15 protein-coding genes and 1 pseudogene are annotated in these 17,074 nt (G+C 67.0%); 3 read left to right on the forward strand and 13 right to left on the reverse strand.

Annotated elements, in window-relative coordinates:
• Window positions 1-1,219 precede the first annotated feature (1,219 nt).
• A pseudogene (locus ACG10_RS11285) lies at window positions 1,220-2,548 on the forward strand (class II 3-deoxy-7-phosphoheptulonate synthase); the annotation flags it as partial.
• Between the two features lie 279 nt (window positions 2,549-2,827).
• Here ACG10_RS11285 and ACG10_RS11290 read toward each other — a convergent pair.
• The 6 genes from ACG10_RS11290 to ACG10_RS11315 form a co-directional block, all read right to left on the reverse strand.
• Window positions 2,828-3,430, reverse strand: a complete 603-nt coding sequence (locus ACG10_RS11290) for a UbiX family flavin prenyltransferase (RefSeq protein WP_089168286.1) — start codon at window positions 3,428-3,430, stop codon at window positions 2,828-2,830.
• Window positions 3,427-4,941: a UbiD family decarboxylase gene (locus ACG10_RS11295; protein WP_089168287.1), complete on the reverse strand. Its 1,515-nt coding sequence runs from the start codon at window positions 4,939-4,941 to the stop codon at window positions 3,427-3,429. Before ACG10_RS11295 ends, ACG10_RS11290 begins: the two co-directional genes overlap by 4 nt.
• Window positions 4,942-5,503: 562 nt before the next feature.
• Window positions 5,504-6,922: a sigma-54-dependent transcriptional regulator gene (locus ACG10_RS11300; protein ID WP_089168288.1), complete on the reverse strand. Its 1,419-nt coding sequence runs from the start codon at window positions 6,920-6,922 to the stop codon at window positions 5,504-5,506.
• A gap of 5 nt (window positions 6,923-6,927) precedes the next feature.
• The gene (locus ACG10_RS11305; RefSeq protein WP_089168289.1) at window positions 6,928-8,319 is read right to left on the reverse strand and encodes a sensor histidine kinase; all 1,392 of its coding nucleotides are present in this window, start codon (window positions 8,317-8,319) and stop codon (window positions 6,928-6,930) included.
• A gap of 294 nt (window positions 8,320-8,613) precedes the next feature.
• Window positions 8,614-9,081: a phosphohistidine phosphatase SixA gene (gene sixA / locus ACG10_RS11310; protein ID WP_089168290.1), complete on the reverse strand. Its 468-nt coding sequence runs from the start codon at window positions 9,079-9,081 to the stop codon at window positions 8,614-8,616.
• A 30-nt stretch (window positions 9,082-9,111) separates the two neighbouring features.
• Window positions 9,112-10,134, reverse strand: a complete 1,023-nt coding sequence (locus tag ACG10_RS11315; protein ID WP_089168291.1) for an NAD(P)H-dependent glycerol-3-phosphate dehydrogenase — start codon at window positions 10,132-10,134, stop codon at window positions 9,112-9,114.
• 373 nt (window positions 10,135-10,507) lie between these two features.
• On the opposite strand from ACG10_RS11315, the gene fabA reads away from it, so the two are divergent.
• Window positions 10,508-11,023: a 3-hydroxyacyl-[acyl-carrier-protein] dehydratase FabA gene (gene fabA, locus ACG10_RS11320; RefSeq protein WP_039803811.1), complete on the forward strand. Its 516-nt coding sequence runs from the start codon at window positions 10,508-10,510 to the stop codon at window positions 11,021-11,023.
• Between the two features lie 11 nt (window positions 11,024-11,034).
• Window positions 11,035-12,252, forward strand: a complete 1,218-nt coding sequence (gene fabB / locus ACG10_RS11325; RefSeq protein ID WP_089168292.1) for a beta-ketoacyl-ACP synthase I — start codon at window positions 11,035-11,037, stop codon at window positions 12,250-12,252.
• Window positions 12,253-12,315: 63 nt separating this feature from the next.
• Here fabB and ACG10_RS11330 read toward each other — a convergent pair whose 3' ends face one another.
• Genes ACG10_RS11330 through ACG10_RS11360 form a run of 7 tightly spaced genes read right to left on the reverse strand, consistent with a single transcriptional unit; the run spans window position 12,316 to window position 17,074 of the window.
• Entirely contained in the window at window positions 12,316-12,798 is a 483-nt protein-coding gene (locus ACG10_RS11330) for a type II secretion system protein (RefSeq protein WP_089168293.1), read from the reverse strand.
• Window positions 12,785-13,159 (reverse strand): type II secretion system protein, encoded by a 375-nt coding sequence (locus tag ACG10_RS11335; protein WP_039803804.1) that lies wholly within the window; start codon window positions 13,157-13,159, stop codon window positions 12,785-12,787. Before ACG10_RS11335 ends, ACG10_RS11330 begins: the two co-directional genes overlap by 14 nt.
• Before the next feature lie 2 nt (window positions 13,160-13,161).
• Complete coding sequence (locus ACG10_RS11340; protein ID WP_089168294.1) at window positions 13,162-13,635, reverse strand: type II secretion system protein; 474 nt, start codon at window positions 13,633-13,635, stop codon at window positions 13,162-13,164.
• Complete coding sequence (locus ACG10_RS11345) at window positions 13,632-15,476, reverse strand: secretin N-terminal domain-containing protein (RefSeq protein ID WP_039803801.1); 1,845 nt, start codon at window positions 15,474-15,476, stop codon at window positions 13,632-13,634. The genes ACG10_RS11340 and ACG10_RS11345 overlap by 4 nt, the downstream gene beginning before the upstream one ends.
• The gene (locus ACG10_RS11350; RefSeq protein ID WP_089168295.1) at window positions 15,473-15,997 is read right to left on the reverse strand and encodes a hypothetical protein; all 525 of its coding nucleotides are present in this window, start codon (window positions 15,995-15,997) and stop codon (window positions 15,473-15,475) included. The genes ACG10_RS11345 and ACG10_RS11350 overlap by 4 nt, the downstream gene beginning before the upstream one ends.
• Window positions 15,997-16,545: a GspMb/PilO family protein gene (locus tag ACG10_RS11355; protein WP_089168296.1), complete on the reverse strand. Its 549-nt coding sequence runs from the start codon at window positions 16,543-16,545 to the stop codon at window positions 15,997-15,999. The genes ACG10_RS11350 and ACG10_RS11355 overlap by 1 nt, the downstream gene beginning before the upstream one ends.
• Window positions 16,532-17,074, reverse strand: a complete 543-nt coding sequence (locus tag ACG10_RS11360; protein ID WP_089168297.1) for a pilus assembly protein — start codon at window positions 17,072-17,074, stop codon at window positions 16,532-16,534. Before ACG10_RS11360 ends, ACG10_RS11355 begins: the two co-directional genes overlap by 14 nt.

Consider the following 17,074-nt stretch of genomic DNA (forward strand, 5'->3'; position numbering starts at 1 on the left):
AGCTATTTATTTGAGTTCACCCCCAGCGCATTGCAACTTCGTCTCGACTGAGAACACTCCCTCCCAAAACAAATCCCCAGGAACATTGTCTATCCAGCAGGCGCGCACTCGTGACCGGCAACGCAGCACATGACTTTCAGCGAACCCCAAAGTCACTTTTTCTATCGTGCGAAGAGCATCCGTTTTTATTCGGGCGACACCGCCTCCCAGCCAGGCGCCTGACTGCAAAACCAGCACTGGCGTGCATCCTGATAGTTCACCCGGAGAAATACTTGCCGCCAGCGGCTCCATCGGCAAATAATTATTGAGGCAAAGCGACGCACTTTAGCTGACGTATTGAATCATCACATCCATCGACAGCCTGCTTGACCTGCCTCACCAAACCACAAATCGAGCGTCAATCAACACCTACCTGACTCCAGAACTTTCGCCATATCGAAGAAGCTACCCATCCCTGTTTCGCAGCCCAGAAAAGCAACTTCAAGAGCGCAATTACAGTATCCGCATGGATACTCTGTCACTTTCATTAATCTGAGCCAGCCAACGTCCCTAACATGATGACGCCTCCAATAAGGCTCATGTCTGAAAGCATAGGAGAAACGTTTCAGCAATGACAACTCACACCAAGAAATTATTTCCACGAACGCAATGTAAGATTGTTTTTAATTGTTATGGGAAAAGTGCCGATCTGGCCAAATACTGGCCATGATCGGTCCAAGGGTCGCGCGGCAAGATGCCATTAACGGTGCAATCGACCTGGCCCCTGGGCCGCTGATGCTTCTGCCTTCCGTAATCGTCCGAAGTCAGGCTGGCAAAGCACTGGCCCCACTTGTGCCTTTTGTCGGCCACTCGGACAGCTTGCGAAGATCGTGCATTACTTCTTCAAGGACAGCCCCGGAAGCCTGAGCAGGCGCTCAGACACCAGACTTTGAGGGCCTTTCGCAGTCTGTGCAGGCGATGCGCAGAAGTCTTGCCCGGATGCCGGAATCGTGCGCTCGGGCGCAGGTTGCATCGGCGGCTTCGCGCAGGGCAGGAAGGACTCCGGACGCTGTCCGCACAGGCGTAAACGGTAAAAAGACTCAATGGTCAATGACAGGCTTCAGCTTCTGGCTCGCATCAACAGAATCTGTGGCGGCCATGACTGACTGCGCGACAAAGAGCAGTTACATCCACCGAGCATGCCGTAATGCAATCAAAGGATCTGATGATGAACCTGATGATGAAGCCGAACTGGACTCCCGACAGCTGGAGAACCAGGCCCATCCAGCAGCAACCCGAATACCCCGATACCTCCCATCTTGCCCAGGTCGAGGCAACCCTGGCCGGTTATCCGCCGCTGGTGTTCGCCGGCGAGACACGCGAGCTGCGCCGGCTGTTCGCCGAGGTCAGCCAGGGACGCGCCTTTCTGCTGCAGGGCGGCGATTGCGCGGAGAGCTTCGCCGAATTCTCCTCGAGCAAGATCGGCGATACCGTGAAAGTGCTGTTGCAGATGGCGGTGATCATGACCTTCGCCGCCGGCTGCCCGGTGGTCAAGGTCGGACGCATGGCCGGCCAGTTCGCCAAGCCGCGCTCGGCGGGCAGCGAAACCGTCGACGGCGTCACCCTGCCCGCCTACCGCGGCGACATCGTCAACGGCATCGACTTCGACGAAAGGAGCCGGACACCGGACCCGCAACGCCTGCTGCGGGCCTATCACCAGTCCACCGCCACCCTCAACCTGCTGCGCGCCTTCGCCCAGGGCGGCTTCGCCGACCTGCATCAACTCCACCAGTGGAACCTCGACTTCATCTCTGACGAAGCCCTGTCGGAAAAGTACAGCCAGCTGGCCGGCCGCATCGACGAAAGCCTCGCCTTCATCCGCGCCTGCGGTCTGAAGAGCACGCCGCAGTTGCACAAGACCAGCTTCTTCACCGCCCACGAAGCGCTGCTGCTGAACTACGAGCAGGCCCTGACCCGCCAGGACAGCCTGACCGGCGAGTGGTACGACTGCTCGGCGCACATGCTGTGGATCGGCGACCGCACCCGCCAGCCGGACGGTGCCCACGTGGAATTCCTGCGCGGCGTCGGCAACCCGATCGGGGTGAAGGTCGGCCCCAGCATGGACCCGGACGAGCTGCTGCGCCTGATCGACAGCCTCAACCCGGACAACGACCCGGGCCGCCTCAATCTGATCGTGCGGATGGGCGCGGACAGGGTGGAAGAACATCTGCCGGCGCTGATCCGTGCGGTGCAGCGCGAAGGCCGCCAGGTGCTGTGGAGTTCCGATCCGATGCACGGCAACACCATCAAGGCCGGCGGCTACAAGACTCGCGCCTTCGAGAGCATCCTGCATGAGGTGCGGCAGTTCTTCGCCGTGCACCGGGCCGAGGGCAGCCATGCCGGCGGCATCCACATCGAGATGACCGGGCAGAACGTCACCGAATGCATCGGCGGCAGCCGTGCGGTCACCGAAGAGCGACTTTCCGATCGCTATCACACCCACTGCGATCCGCGCCTGAATGCCGACCAGGCTCTGGAGCTGGCCTTTCTGATCGCCGAATCGATCAAGCCCAAGCACCCGAAGGCCCCCCGGCACAACGGCACGCGATCGGGCCATAGGTATCGGCTGCTGGAAGTTCGCTGATTTCAGTGGCGGTCTCTGCGACACCGGCCATGACCGCTCTCATGGCCGGCTACCGCCGGAGGTGGCAACGCTCGACGCAGGCGGCAAACACGCCGGCAAGCGCGCATTGCGGAGGTCGGGTCCGGGCATGAGACAGTCGCAGGCCAGCGCCTTCGCACGCGAGGGCGCGGATGGATGTGGGGCGGCCCCGCAGCATTCACTCAGTCAGGCATGCCTGATCCTGTCCGCCGGCGACATGCCGAAGCTTTCGCCCCAGCGCGGCGCTCCCGGCACCTCCAGGCCGAAGCAGTCGAGCGCCCGGGCCACCGAGTGATCGACGATGTCGGCAATGCTCTGCGGCTCGGTGTAGAAGGCCGGTACCGGCGGATGGATGATGCCACCCAGCTCGGTCACGGTCAGCATGTTGCGGATATGCCCGGCATGCAACGGGGCCTCGCGGACCATCAGCACCAGGCGCCGGCGCTCCTTCAGCGCCACGTCGGCCGCACGCGTTAGCAGCGTGGTGGTCACGCCGCTGGCGATCTCCGCCAGGGTGCGCACCGAACAGGGCGCCACCAGCATGCCGAGCGTTCGGAACGAGCCGCTGGAAATGCTGGCGCCGACATCGCCGATCGGGTGTACATGGTCAGCCAGCGCGTACAACTCGTCACGCTTGAGGCGGGTTTCGTAGGCGCGGGTCATTTCTCCCGCGCGCGACACCACCAGATGGCTTTCCACCTCCAGGGCCCTTAGCATCTGCAGGGCCCGGATACCGTAGATGATGCCGGTGGCGCCGCTGATGCCGACGACCAGCCGTTGCGCGCTCATGAGCGGGCCTGCGGAAAGAGCTCGGGCGCGAAGGGGTGCGGGTCGACGTCACGGAATTTCGCCCGCTCGAAGCGCTCCCGCAGATGCCAGGGCGCCGTGCAGTCGAAGATGGTCTTGCAGGTCAGGCCGCGCGCGGCGATCGACGGGCTGTACTCCGGGACTTGCGACGGGTCGAGCACGTGGCCGGGCACGCCGGGCACGAAGATCGTGTCCACATCGCCCTGGTAGCGGGTCTGCATGGCCCAGAGCACATCGTCGGAGTCGAAGGGGTCGACGTCCTCGTCGACCAGGATGACGTTCTTCAGCTCGCGGTAGACGGCAAGCGCGATGAGCGCGGCCTGGCGCTGGCGGCCTTCGTCGCCCGGCCGGCGCTTGGCCACCTGCAGCACGGCGAGCAGCTTGCCGCCGCCGGCGGTATGCGCATACACGTTCTTCAGCAAGCCCGGCATGGCCCGTTCCACGGCGTTGCGGATGCTCGCCTCGGTGGGAATGCCGGCCAGGTTGGTGTGTTCCTCGCCGGGGCCGACCAGGGTCTGCAGGATCGCCTGCCGGCGCATGGTGACGGCAGTCACGCGGATGACCGGCAGCGAAGGGTTGGCAGGTCCCGTGTAGCCGGGAAACTCCGGCATGGCGCGGCCGCTGTCGGTGTTGATGTCCTCGCGCAGGCGCTCGTGGGGCAGGATCTCGCCCTCGATCACCACCTCGGCGCGGGCGATCGCCTTCTGCCCGATGCTGACCGCCTCGACCAGCTCCACCGGCCTGCCGCGCAGGCCGCCGGCGATCTTCAGCTCGTCATAGCCCAGCGGCGTGGTCGGCGCCTCGAAGCAGGAGCCGATGAGGATCGCCGGGTCCAGCCCCATGTTGATGGTCACCGGCAGCGGCTTGCCGGCCGCCTCGGCCTTCTGGCGGAACTTGTCGATGTGCCGATCGGGGGCGAAGAAGATTGACAGCCGGTCCCGGCCCTGCACGCACAGGCGGTGGATGGTGACGTCGGCATGGCCCTCCTCCGGGTCGCTGCCCAGTACCAGGCCGAGACAGAAGAACGGACCGGCGTCCTCGTCGGTGTTGGTCGGTGCCGGCAGCAGTTCGCGCAGATCGAAGCCGGGGTCTTCGGCGCGGTGGACGATCTCCTGGCACGGCGCCTGCTCCCTCGGGACGACCACCGGATCGATGGCCTTCTCGATCGCCTCGCCCATGCGCTCGGCCAGCCGGTCGGGCGTGGTGTCGAGCAGCAGGGCGACCCGTTCGCGGCTGGCCATCACACCCACCAGCACCCGCGAATCCGGATAGCCCTTGATGTGATTGAACATCATCGCCGGCCCCAGCCGGGTCGGACGCTTGACGGTGCCGCCTGCCCCGACACGCTTGTAGACCCCGGCCAGTTCGCCATGCGGGTCCACCGGATGGTCGGTGTGCAGGAGCTGCCCCGGCACTTGCTGCAGACGCGCCAGAGCGCTGCGCAGGTCATTGATGGGCGGGAAATCGATGAAGGCGGGGAATGGCTGTTCCATAGGTTGAAAAGTCCATTTTCAGAAGATATATCCATGCCTCCTGGCGTACACACTGAAATTCTCGCTGGAAATGCGCTGGACCTTGAGCCTGTGCAGGAAACTTCCCGTACAGGCATTCCCATGGCCACCGGCCATGAGCCCTCATGCATGCAAGACAACAAGCCAGGCGGCTTTACATTCCTGCATTCGATTGTTGTTTGCAGCAGCGCTGTAAAGATAGCCCCACCTGCCTGCCGCTCAAGCCCTGCCATCGGAAACCACGGTGTTTCTGCTGGCGACACCCGTGTAGAGAGCCGGTCGATTCGGCCCTGGGACTCTTGCCGACTGTCTGAAGGCCTGGCATTTCAGCGACTTGCCGGTCGTCCATCTGGGACTCCGCTCCCTAGGGCCTGTTGACGTTTTGGCGTAGGCCGCGACGGCGGCCCGTTTGGCGCAGAACAAGGAACGAGGAGAGAAGTTTGGTCATTCCAAATGAACGACGAGCGACGCCGTGCTGCGCCAAAGGGGCCCCGTCCCTTCGGGTTGCGCGGCAACGCGGCTCACGCCAAAACGTCAACAGGCCCTAATGCCGGCGGTCCGGCCGGGCCAGCCCCAGCTTCTCGATGCGGTAGCGCAGCATGTCGCGCGTCAGGCCCAGCAGCCGCGCCGACTTGGTCACGTTCCAGTCGGTCTTGTCCAGCGTGCGCAGCACCATGTCGCGCTCCACCTCGGGCAGATTGAGTCCCTCCTCCGGCTGCGCCGGCTCGCAGTCCCGGGCCGCCGGCGGGCGTGGCTCGCCGCCCTCCATCAGCTCCGGGCAGAGGGCCAGCTGGGCCGGGCCGACCAGGTTGCCCGGCGCCAGCAGGGCGGTCTGCTCCAGCATGTTGCGCAGCTCGCGCACGTTGCCCGGCCAGCTGTAGCGCTGCAGCAGTTCCCGGGCCTGTGCGTTGAAGGCCAGGCCGGGCTTGCCGTAGCGCTTGCCGTGCAGGGCCAGGTAGTGCTCGGCCAGGGCGATCACGTCGTCGCCGCGGGCGCGCAGCGGCGGCACCCTGATTTCGATGATCCGCAGGCGGAAGAACAGGTCGCGGCGAAACTTGCCCTGCTGCACCATCCGCTCCAGGTTGCAGTTGGTGGCGGCGACGATGCGCAGGTTGACCCGCCGCTCCTTGACCGCCCCCAGCCGGCGGATGCTGCGGTCCTCCAGGAGCTTGAGCAGCTTGGCCTGCAGCGACAGCTCGATCTCGCCGATCTCGTCGAGGAACAGCGTGCCGCCGTCCGCCGCCTCGACCAGGCCGACCCGCCGCTCCTTGGCGTCGGTGAAGGCGCCCCGCTCGTGGCCGAACAGCTCCGCCTCCAGGAGGTGCGCCGGAATCGAGGCGCAGTTGACCTCGACGAAGGGACCGTTGCGGCGGCTGCCGTCGAAATGCAGGGCGCGGGCGACCAGTTCCTTGCCGGTGCCGGTCTCGCCCTGGATCAGCACCACCGGCAGGTCGGCGTCGGTCATCCGGCTTTCCGCCTCCAGCAACTGGCGCACCGTCGCCTTCATCGCCAGCATCGCCGGCGAGCTGCCGATCAGCGCGTCGAGCCCGGCGTCGCGGGCCTCGCGCGCCTGGTAGAAGGACAGCGCATGCTCTAGGCGCTGGGCCTCGAGCGCCTTGTCGATCAGCAGCTTGAGTTCGGCCAGCACCACCGGCTTGGTCAGGTAGTGGTAGGAGCCGGCCTTCATCGCCGCCACCGCGTCCTCCACGTTGCCGTAGCCGGTCATCACGATCGGCTTGATCTGCGGGTCCAGGGCGCGCACCCGGGCGATCAGCTCCAGCCCGCTCATCCCTGGCAGGGAGCGGTCGGTCAGCAGCACGTCGGGACGATGGGTCCCGAGCATCGCCAGCGCTTCCTCGGCCGAGCTGCAGACCAGCGCCTCGTAGTGCTTGCGCTCGAGATACGTCTGAATGTTGCTCGCCAGCGTCGCGTCGTCCTCGACGATCAGAATGCTGTGCTCCATTGTGGCTATCCCCCTTCTGCAATCCTGAAGACCAGACACACGTCGGTCCCCTCCTTTTCCCGGCTGTCCAGCCGGATGGCGCCGCCGAAGCGCTCCATGATCCGCTTGACCAGCACCAGCCCGACGCCGAGCCCGCCGCGCTTGGTGGTGTAGAAGGCCTTGAAGGCCATCGCCATCTGCTCCTTGGTCATACCATTGCCGCTGTCGCCGATGGTCAGGCGCAGGCGCCGCTCGAGGGCGTCGACAGCGATGCGGACGCGCAGCGAGCCGCCCCGCGGCATGGCCTCGAGGGCATTGGAGATCACGCTGTTGAGCACCTGGGCGAACAGCAGCCGGTGACTGAGCACCGCCGGCGCCGGCTGCGCCTGCCAGTCGACCTGGATGTTGGCGCTGCGGATCTGCCGCTCGAAGGCCTGCAGCACCTCGTCCACCGCGGCGACCGGGTCGACCGCCTCGCGCTCGCCGCAGAGCGGGCGGGAGGAAATCAGCAGCTCGCTGATGCACTTCGACAGGCGATCGACCTGGCTGATGATGTCCTCGATGTTCTTGCGCACCGGCAGCGCCTCCGCATCCAGCGCCAGCTCGGCGCTGGAGCGGATCGCCGCGAGGGGGTTGCGCAGGCTGTGGGCCACCGCCGAGGACATTTCCCCCAGGGCCACCACCGTCTCGTTGGCGACCAGCTGCCGCTGCTGGGCGGCGAGCAGCCCCGACAGCCGCCAGATCATCCAGAACAGGCCGAGGTAGATCAGCACGCCGCCGAGCACCGCAGCCAGCCAGAACACCAGGTAGCTGCGCTGCAGCTGGGCGAGCAGGTCGACCGGCTCCTTGTGCAGCTCCAGCAGGGACTCCACCCGGCCCGCCTCGTCCCGCAGCGGGATGTAGTGCTCGACCTGGAGGCTTGCGGGCGGGCTGATGATGTTCGCGCCGCTCGCCTGGAAATGGCTGGCGGTGACCGTATCGCCGCAATCGAAGGCTTCCTCGAGGCTCGGGCTGGCGCCTTTTTTGCCGATCAGTTGCGGATCGCTCGACCAGAAGATGACCCGGTCGGGGCCGTACAGGCTGGCCAGCTGTACATCGGGAAGATTGACGACATGCTCGAGGAACTCGCGCCGCCCGAGCGCCTGCGACAGCTCCCCGGAAGCGCTGCCCTCCTGCCCCGGCCCGACAAGCCCCGCCTCCATCGGCATGGCCATCCCCGGCGCGGCATGGTAGCGCTCCATGGCGGCGATCGCGTGAACCGCCTGGGCCGTCAGCAGACCATCGCGCCGGACGTTCTCGATCAGCAGGAAACGGGTGGAAAGGATGGTCAGCGAGATGACGACCGTCGTGATGACGGCGAAGCTGACCAGAGAGAACCATCTGATCAGGTTGAAACGCTTCGGGATCTCCGCGCCCAAGATTGGTCGCCTCCATGCGAAGAAGGATGCCTCTGGGACCCCGACTGGCTCATCCGGTTTTTGTTTTTCTGCTGAGACCTTTATAGCCCATCGCCATGGGCACCCAAGCACGATTGGCGATTATGAACGTCGGTGCTTATTACGAGAGCCGCCAGCCTAGCGGCCCCATGTGTCAGCTTCGGGTCAGCGCCGGCCCACTCCCCTGGACTGCACGAAACCTGTCGGCACCGTCGTGGACAGTAAAGCAGCGAAAAGTGGCCGCTGGCGCGAATGGGACAGATCTGTGCACGCCCCTCAGTGCCGGTGCCCCGGGTGGTTGAGGGCACGCAGATACATCGCGCCGGCCAGCGGCAATTCGCCATCCAGCTCGGCCAGGCTGGCGGTCTGCATCGGTAGCGGATCCTGCAGGTGACCGTGGATCAGCAGGCCGGCCAGGGCGCCGATGAAGGGCTGATGGCTGACCAGCAGCAGCTCCTCCTCGCGGCGCTCGGCCAGGCGGTCGAGGGCCTGGCGCGGATCGTCGTCAGGAGTCAGCCAGTCCGCCACCGCCAGCTGCGGTGCGCTGTCGAGCAGCGCCTCCAGCAGCTCGGCGGTCTGCCGGGCGCGCACATAGGGACTGCAGAGAATCGTCCGCAGCGGCCGGTGGGCCAGGTGCGCGGCCGCCTGGCGGACCTCCTTGCGGCCGTGCCGGGTCAGCTCGCGCTCGGCATCGGTGCGGGCGTGCGGCTCGGCCTCGCCATGTCGCAGCAGCCAGAGTTTCATGGGGATCTCCTTGCCGGCTGGGGATCGGAATCAGAAGCCGCTGGTGGAAATGAAGTCCACGTCGGTCTTCGGCTCGCCGGTCATCAGCGCCTCGATGACCTGCGCCAGGGTCCGTCCCTCGAAGAGAATGGCATGCAGGCCGGCGACCAGCGGCATGTAGACGCCGAGCTCCTCGGCCTTGGCCTTGAGCACCCGCAGGGTGTTGACCCCTTCGGCCACCTCGCCGAGGCGCGCCACCGCCTCCTCCAGGCTGAGGCCCTGGCCGAGCGCGTAGCCCACTTGGTAGTTGCGGCTCTTCGGCGAGGTGCAGGTGACGATCAGGTCGCCGACCCCGGCCAGGCCGAGGAAGGTCATCGGGTTGGCGCCGAGCCGCACGGCGAAGCGGGTCATCTCGGCGAGGGCGCGGGTGACCAGCATGCTCTTGGTGTTCTCGCCCATGCCCAGCGAGGCGGCCATGCCGGCCATGATCGCGTAGACGTTCTTCAGCGCCCCGCCCAGCTCGGCGCCGAAGCGGTCGCCGCTGGCGTAGACGCGGAAGGTACGCCCGTGCAGCACGGCCTGCACCGCCCGGCACAGCGCCTCGTCCTCGCTGGCGATGACCGTGGCGGTCAGCGCATGCTCGGCGATCTCCCGCGCCAGGTTCGGCCCGGAGAGCACGCCGATGCGCGCCTGCGGCGCGATCTCCTCGATGATCTGGCTCATCAGCTTGAAGCTCTGCGCCTCGATCCCCTTGGTGGTGCTGACCAGCATCTTCCCGGCCAGCAGCCCGGACACCGGCTGCAGCACCTGGCGCAGGGCGCTGGAGGGCAGCACGACGAAGATCAGCTCGCTGCCCGCAATCGTCGCGGCGAGGTCGGTGACCGGCTCGACGCCGTGAAGCACCTTGATCCCCTTCAGGTAGCGCGGATTCTCCCGCTGCGTGCGGATCGCCTCGGCCTGCGCCGGATCGCGCATCCACAGCCGCACGGCGTGGCCGTTCTCCGCCAGCAGGTTGGCAAGCGCCGTGCCGAAGCTGCCGCCGCCGAGCACCGCGATAGGTTGTCTTGCAATCATCTCGTTCCTCCAGTACGGCAATGGGGCGGCATTATACGGGGCGGGGCCGCGGCGACCAGTCATCGGTTGTCCCTTGTGCGGGCGCAGCCACTGGCGTAAGCATTTTGAAATGCAGGCAAGCTTCCCCAGGCCGCTCGACGGCCCTTCCTCCGGTCAACAAGTGATAAACTAGGTAATTACGGCCGACCCTCGTCATTCCGCTCCCATGCCTTGTGCTGCCGGCCGCGACGCCAGGGCAGGAATGACCGCGCTCGGCACTGTGACTTTCAACATCAGGCAACAGTCTATGACTAGGCTGCCGAATCATAGCCCCGTTGCCTGCGGCCACCAGACGTTTCGTCCGCCTTCACGAACGGACTATTGAGGAACTTGCATGACCAAACAAAACGCCTATACCCGGGAAGACCTGCTGCGCTGCGCTCGCGGCGAGCTGTTCGGTCCGGGTAATGCGCAACTGCCCGCCCCCAATATGTTGATGGTCGATCGCATCACGCATATCAGCGATACCGGCGGCAAGTACGGCAAGGGCGAAATGGTCGCCGAACTGGACATCAACCCCGACCTGTGGTTCTTCGCCTGCCACTTCGAAGGGGATCCGGTCATGCCGGGCTGCCTGGGCCTCGACGCCATGTGGCAGCTGGTCGGCTTCTACCTGGGCTGGCAGGGCAATCCGGGCCGTGGCCGGGCCCTGGGCTCGGGCGAAGTCAAATTCTTCGGCCAGGTGCTGCCGACGGCGAAGAAACTCACCTACAACATCCATATCAAGCGCACCATCAGCCGTTCGCTGATCCTCGGCATCGCCGACGGCACCGTCAGCGTCGATGGCCGCGAGATCTACAGTGCCGAAGGCCTGCGCGTCGGCCTGTTCACCTCTACCGACAGCTTCTGAAGGACATCCACATGCGTCGCGTCGTGATCACTGGCCTCGGCATCGTATCCTGCCTGGGCAATGACAAGGACACCGTATCCGCCAACCTGCGTGCCGGCCGGCCAGGGATTCGCTACAACCCCGCCTACGCCGAAATGGGCCTGCGCAGCCAGGTGTCCGGCTCCGTCGACCTGGATCTGGAAGCGCTGATCGACCGCAAGGTCTACCGCTTCATGGGTGACGCCGCCGCCTTCGCCTACCTGTCCATGGAACAGGCGATCAAGGATGCCGGCCTGACCGCGGAAGAGATCTCCAGCCCGCGCGTCGGCCTGATCGCCGGCTCCGGCGGCGCCTCCACCTTCAACCAGATGGAAGCCCTGGACACCCTGCGCGAGAAGGGCGTCAAGCGCGTCGGTCCGTACCGCGTGCCGCGCACCATGGGCAGCACCGTCTCCGCCTGCCTGGCCACCCCCTTCAAGATCAAGGGCGTGAACTACTCGATCTCCTCGGCCTGCGCCACCAGCGCCCACTGCATCGGCAGCGCCATGGAGCAGATCCTGATGGGCAAGCAGGACATGGTCTTCGCCGGCGGCGGCGAAGAGGAGCACTGGAGCCAGAGCTTCCTGTTCGACGCCATGGGCGCCCTGTCCACCCAGTACAACGCCACCCCGGAAAAGGCCTCGCGCGCCTACGACGCCAAGCGTGACGGCTTCGTCATCGCCGGCGGCGGCGGCATGGTGGTGGTCGAGGAGCTGGAGCATGCGCTCAAGCGCGGCGCGAAGATCTATGCCGAGATCATCGGCTACGGCGCCACCTCCGACGGCTACGACATGGTCGCGCCGAGCGGCGAAGGCGCGGTGCGCTGCATGCAGCTGGCGCTGGCCACGGTCGACACCCCGATCGACTACCTGAACACCCACGGCACCTCGACGCCGGTCGGCGACCTGGCCGAGGCCAAGGCGGTGCGCACCGTGTTCGGCGACAAGGCCCCGGCGATCAGCTCGACCAAGAGCCTGTCCGGCCACTCGCTGGGCGCCGCCGGCGTGCAGGAAGCGATCTACAGCCTGCTGATGATGGAAGGCAACTTCATCGCCGGCTCGGCCAACATCGAGGAACTGGATCCGGAAGTGGCCGATCTGCCGATCGTCCAGAAGACCCGCGAGAACGTCATCCTGAACACCGTGATGAGCAACAGCTTCGGCTTCGGCGGCACCAACGCCACCCTGGTGCTCAAGCGCTGGCAGGGCTGACCCCGCGGTCCCGGCCATACAGCAGACGCCCCGCTTTGCCGGGGCGTCCTGCTTTCCGGCGCCCTACTCCTGGCGGAAGGACGGCTCGGCGACGAACTGCCAGTCGGCATAGCGGGTCGTCCCCTCGAAACTCTCCCAGCCCGGCGGAAAGTTCGCGCTCTTCAGCGGCTGCCGTTCGGACAGGCTGTAGACTCCGGCGATGCGTCCGTCGACCGAGCGGATCAGCCCCCACTCGCGGCTGCCGGTGACCGGGTCGGCGTAGAGCCGGCGCAGGTGGCGCTGGCGCTTGATCTGCCGGCGATCCTCCAGCAGCTCCTCGAGGCTCTGCGGATACTGGGCGATGCCCGGCGAGTGGCGGTAATAGCTGCGCAGCGCCATGGCGTACTGGTTGCCGATCCACAGCAGGTCGCGCTCCCGGGCGCGCTGGCTGGCGGTCGACCACAGCTGGCCGGCCGCGGCCAGCGCGCCGCCCATCAGCGCGACGAGAAACAGCACGCCCAGGTAGGTGAAGCCCCGCTGGCCGCGCATCGGATCACCACTCGGCATACAGGCTGCCGTCCTTGGCCCGTCCGTCCGCGCCGCTCCTGACGTCGGCGACGCTGCCGGGAACCCCCTCGGGCGGCGGCAATACCACCCACTGGTCGCTGCGCTCACTGATCGGATCCACCGGCAGGTTGCGCAGGTAGCGCTGCTCCACCAGCGCCTCGAGGCTCTCCGGATAGCTGCCGGTGTCGCCATAGTACTGGTCCAGGGCATCGCGCATCACCGCCAGGCTCTGCTTGAGGGTGGTTTCCCGGGAATACTCGAGGCTGGAGAAATAGCGCGGCACGGCGATGGTCAGCAGGCTGGCGATGATCGCCATGACCACCAGCAGCTCGATCAGGGTGAATCCGGCCTGTCGTCGCATAACTACCACTCCCCATACGGAATGCCGTTGAGCCCGCGGCTTTCGGACAGCGAATGGACGTCGAAGACGTCCTCGCCCTCCTGCGGGTTCTCCGCGGAACTGTCGTAGCTGCGCAGCCCCCAGCTCTCCAGCGCGCTCGTGCCCGGCTCGGCGAAGGGGTCGCGGGGAATCCGCCGGAGGAAATAGAGCTTGCTCCCCGACGGGTTGCGCAGGTCGCGGACGCCCTCCACCAGCACCTCCAGCGAGGGCGGATAGCCGCTGCCGAGGGCGGACTTCTCGATGAAGCCGGCGTCGGCCGCCTGCTTGTAGGCGTCGATGGCGTCGCGGATGCGGTACAGCGCGGTTTTCAGCTCCTGCTCCTTGCCGCGGCGGATCACCGTCTCGGTCAGCGGCGCGGCCATGCCGACCAGCAGCCCGAGGATCGCCAGGGCGATCACCAGCTCGAGCAGCGAGAAGCCGCGCGCCCTGCTCCTCATGGCTGATCCAGACCGGCGGCGGCCAGCGGCTCGGCGCCCGGCCGGCGCCGGCTGGCCTCGCCCTCGCGGGGCAGCGCGGCCGGCCGCAGGCGCAGGCCGCTCTCGGTGCCGGACTCGAACTCCATGTCGTAGGGGCTCTGGTACGGCAGGTTGCGCACGATGTGCGGGGTGATCGACAGCACCAGCTCGGACTTGCTCAGGGTGTCCTTGTTGCTGCCGAACAGCCGGCCGAGGCCGGGGATGTCGCCGAGGCCGGGAATGCGGTCGCCCGACTTGCCGTGGTCGTTGCGCATCAGGCCGGCCAGTACCTGGGTTTCGCCGTTGCGCAGGCGCAGGGTGGTGACCGCGTTGCGGGTGTCCACCTGGACCGGAATGGTCCCGGCCGCGGTGGCCGGCTGCTGGGTCGCGTTGCTCACCTCCAGCCCCACCTTGATGGCCACCTCGTCGTTCAGGTGGATGGTCGGCTCGACCTCCAGCTTCAGGCCCACGTCCAGGTAGGTGATGCTCTCGGTGATCACCGGCCCCTGGGTCGAGGGCGTCGAGGTGGCGCTGACCACCGGCACCCGCTCGCCGATGTGGATGCGCGCCTGCTCGCGGTTGCTGACCCGCAGCACCGGGCTGGCGAGGGTGTTGATGTCGCTGTCGTTGGCGTTGATCTTCAGGGTCGGCGACGGCGAGAAGTTGATGCGGTCGGAATTGATCCCGCGCAGCTGGCCGAGGATGCTCACCGCGCTGCCGCCGTCCTCGGTGAGGATGCCGAAGGTGTTCGGCCACTGCAGGCCGAGGTCGAGGATGCGCTTGCGCGAGACTTCCATCACCTCCAGTTCCAGCACCACCTCCGGGTTGGCCTGGTCCTGGGCCTGGAACAGCCGCTCGGCCAGGTGCACCGCATCCGGTGTGTCGCGCATGGTCAGGGTGTTGAGACGCTCGTCGACGAACACGTCGCGGGTCTTGAGCAGGGTCTTGACCATGTTCAGCGCGGTATTGGCGTCGGTGTTGGTCAGGTAGAAGGTCCTCAGCACCAGCTCCTGGTAGTCCTTGAGCTTCTGCGGGGTGTTCGGGTAGATGACGATGGTGTTGTCGTTGACCACCTTCTGCTTCAGCTGGCTCTGCTGCAGCAGCAGGTCCACCGCATCCTCGATGGCCACCTGGCGGACGTAGATGGTCGCCTTGAGGTCCGGGCGCACGTCCTGGTCGAAGATGAAGTTCATCCCCGCGGTCTGCGCCAGCACCTCGAACACCAGCTTCAGGTTGGCCTCGCGGAACTCCAGGCTCACCGGTTTCTGCAGCCTGGAGCGCAGCTGCGGATAGGCGACGGCGGTCTGCGCGCGGGTTCCCTCGATGCCCTCCTGCAGGGCCAGCGCCCCCTCGTGCCGCGGCTCCAGGACGAGGATCGCGCGCACCAGCCGCTCGGCCCCGGCCAGGTCGCCGCGGGCCAGGGCCAGCTCGGCCTGGCGGTACTGCTCGGCTACATTGCGCAGCTGGACGATCTGGCGCATGCCCTCGCGGGCCCGGGCGTTGCCCGGCTCGATGCCCAGCACCCGCTGGAAGGTAGCCTGCGCCGCCTCGTTGTTACCCGCGGCGCGCGCCTGCTCGGCCTGGGCCAGCAGCCGGGTGACCACCACTGCCCGCTGGGTGGTCAGGGCGATCTGCGCGCCGGGATCCTGCGAATCCTCATGCGCCGCCTCGGCCAGTTGCGCCAGGCCTTCCTCGTACTTGCCCTGGTCGATCAGGGCGATGCCCTCCTTGCCCGGCTGCCCGGCGCAGCCGGACAGCAGCACGCTCCCCAGCAGCACGGGCAACCAGAGGGCGCTTGCAGCCTTGCGCGTTGCGATGATCATGGATTGTCCCCCACAGACAGCGTCTGGGTCTGTTTCAGCGGCAGATAGACGAAGGTCAGCTCGTCGGCAGCGACCTTCTCCACCCGGTAGGTGCCGTCGATCACGTCGCCGGCCTGCACCGTGTGCAGGTGGTCGCCGCGCAGCAGAAAGACCCTGAGGCGGACGCTGTCGTCCAGCCTGCCGATGAATTCGAAGGGCAGCGGCGGCGCGGCCGGTGGCGCTGGCGGCGTCAGCGCTGCGGCCTTCGCCGGTGCGGCATCGGAAGCACGGCGCGCAGGCGGCGCGCGCCAGCTGCGCGCGGCGAACAGATCGGCCTGCGGCACCGCCCGGCTCGATGCCACGCTCCGCAATGCCCGGCTTTCCGGCTGGGTGGCGGTCTGCTCGTCCGGCGCCACCGCCGGCCGGCTGCGCGGCGCCACGGCCAGGGGCTCGGCCTCCTGCGGGAAGAACTCGGGCAGCAGCGCCAGCAGCCCCGCGACGCCGAGGAAGGCCAGCCAGCCCAGCAGCCGTCGCTTGTCCATCACCACCTCGACAGATAGAGGGTCATGCGGATGCGCGCCTCGAGTTCGGTTTCATGGATGGCCTTGCGCTTGAACTCGACATCCTCCAGCACCAGCGCCGGCACCTCGCTCAGCAGGCTGTGCAGGAAGCGGCGCAGCTGCGGATAGCCGGCGCGCACCGGCAGGAGGATGCGGTAGCGCGCCAGGCGGGTCTTCGGGTCGATGCCGAGGGAATACTCGCCGCGGGCCAGCGACAGGTTGTGTGCCCGGGCCGCCGCGTAGATGCGGTCGATGGTCGTGCTCGCCGCCGGCTGCGCCGGCAGCTGGCGGTGGAAGTCGGCCAGCTGCTGACCGGGCCCCTGGGGCGGCAGCTCGACGCCCCGCTCGATGCGCACCTGACGCTCGCGGGCCGCCACGATCTGCCCGGCCAGCATCTCGCGCTCCTGCCAGGCCGGCCACAGGCCGAACAGCCCATGGCCGGCGACCAGCACCAGCAGCGCGGCGCCGCCGGCGCCCGGCCAGCCCAGCCGCCGGAGGCGCTCGCGGACGATCAGCCTATGGACGCCCATCCGGCACCTCCCAGGTCGCCAGCAGGTTGAAGCGGATCGGCCGCTCGGCCACCTGGACGAGCACCTCGTGGTCGAGCAGGGACACGTCGCTCAGCCCGTCGCTGTCCTCGAGGCGCTGGTGAAACTCCAGCATCGCCTCCAGGTTGCGCGCCTCGGCGCTGATCCGCAGCAACCGCTTGCGCGCATCCGGGGTCAGGCCGAGCAGGGCGACATCCTTGAGCGGCAAGGCCTCCAGGGTGGCGAACAGCCCGTTCCAGGGCAGGTTCAGCGCCGCCGAGACGCGGCGCATCTCCGCCAGGCTGGCCTGCTGGGCGAGGCTGTCGGCCTTCGACAGCGGCGCCTGGCGGACCTCGCCGCCCTGCCCCGGCTGCAGCCGGGCCAGCGCCTCGGCATCGCGCGCCCGGTCCGCATCGATCCGCTGCTGCAGCGTCCAGAGCACTCCGGCCAATAGCAGGCCGGCGGCCAGCAGCGCCCAGCCGAGCGGACTGGCGATGGATCTGCGCTGGAAATCGAGTTCGATCGGGCGCAT

It is taken from the genome of Azotobacter chroococcum (assembly GCF_002220155.1).
In the GTDB taxonomy this organism is placed as follows: domain Bacteria; phylum Pseudomonadota; class Gammaproteobacteria; order Pseudomonadales; family Pseudomonadaceae; genus Azotobacter; species Azotobacter chroococcum.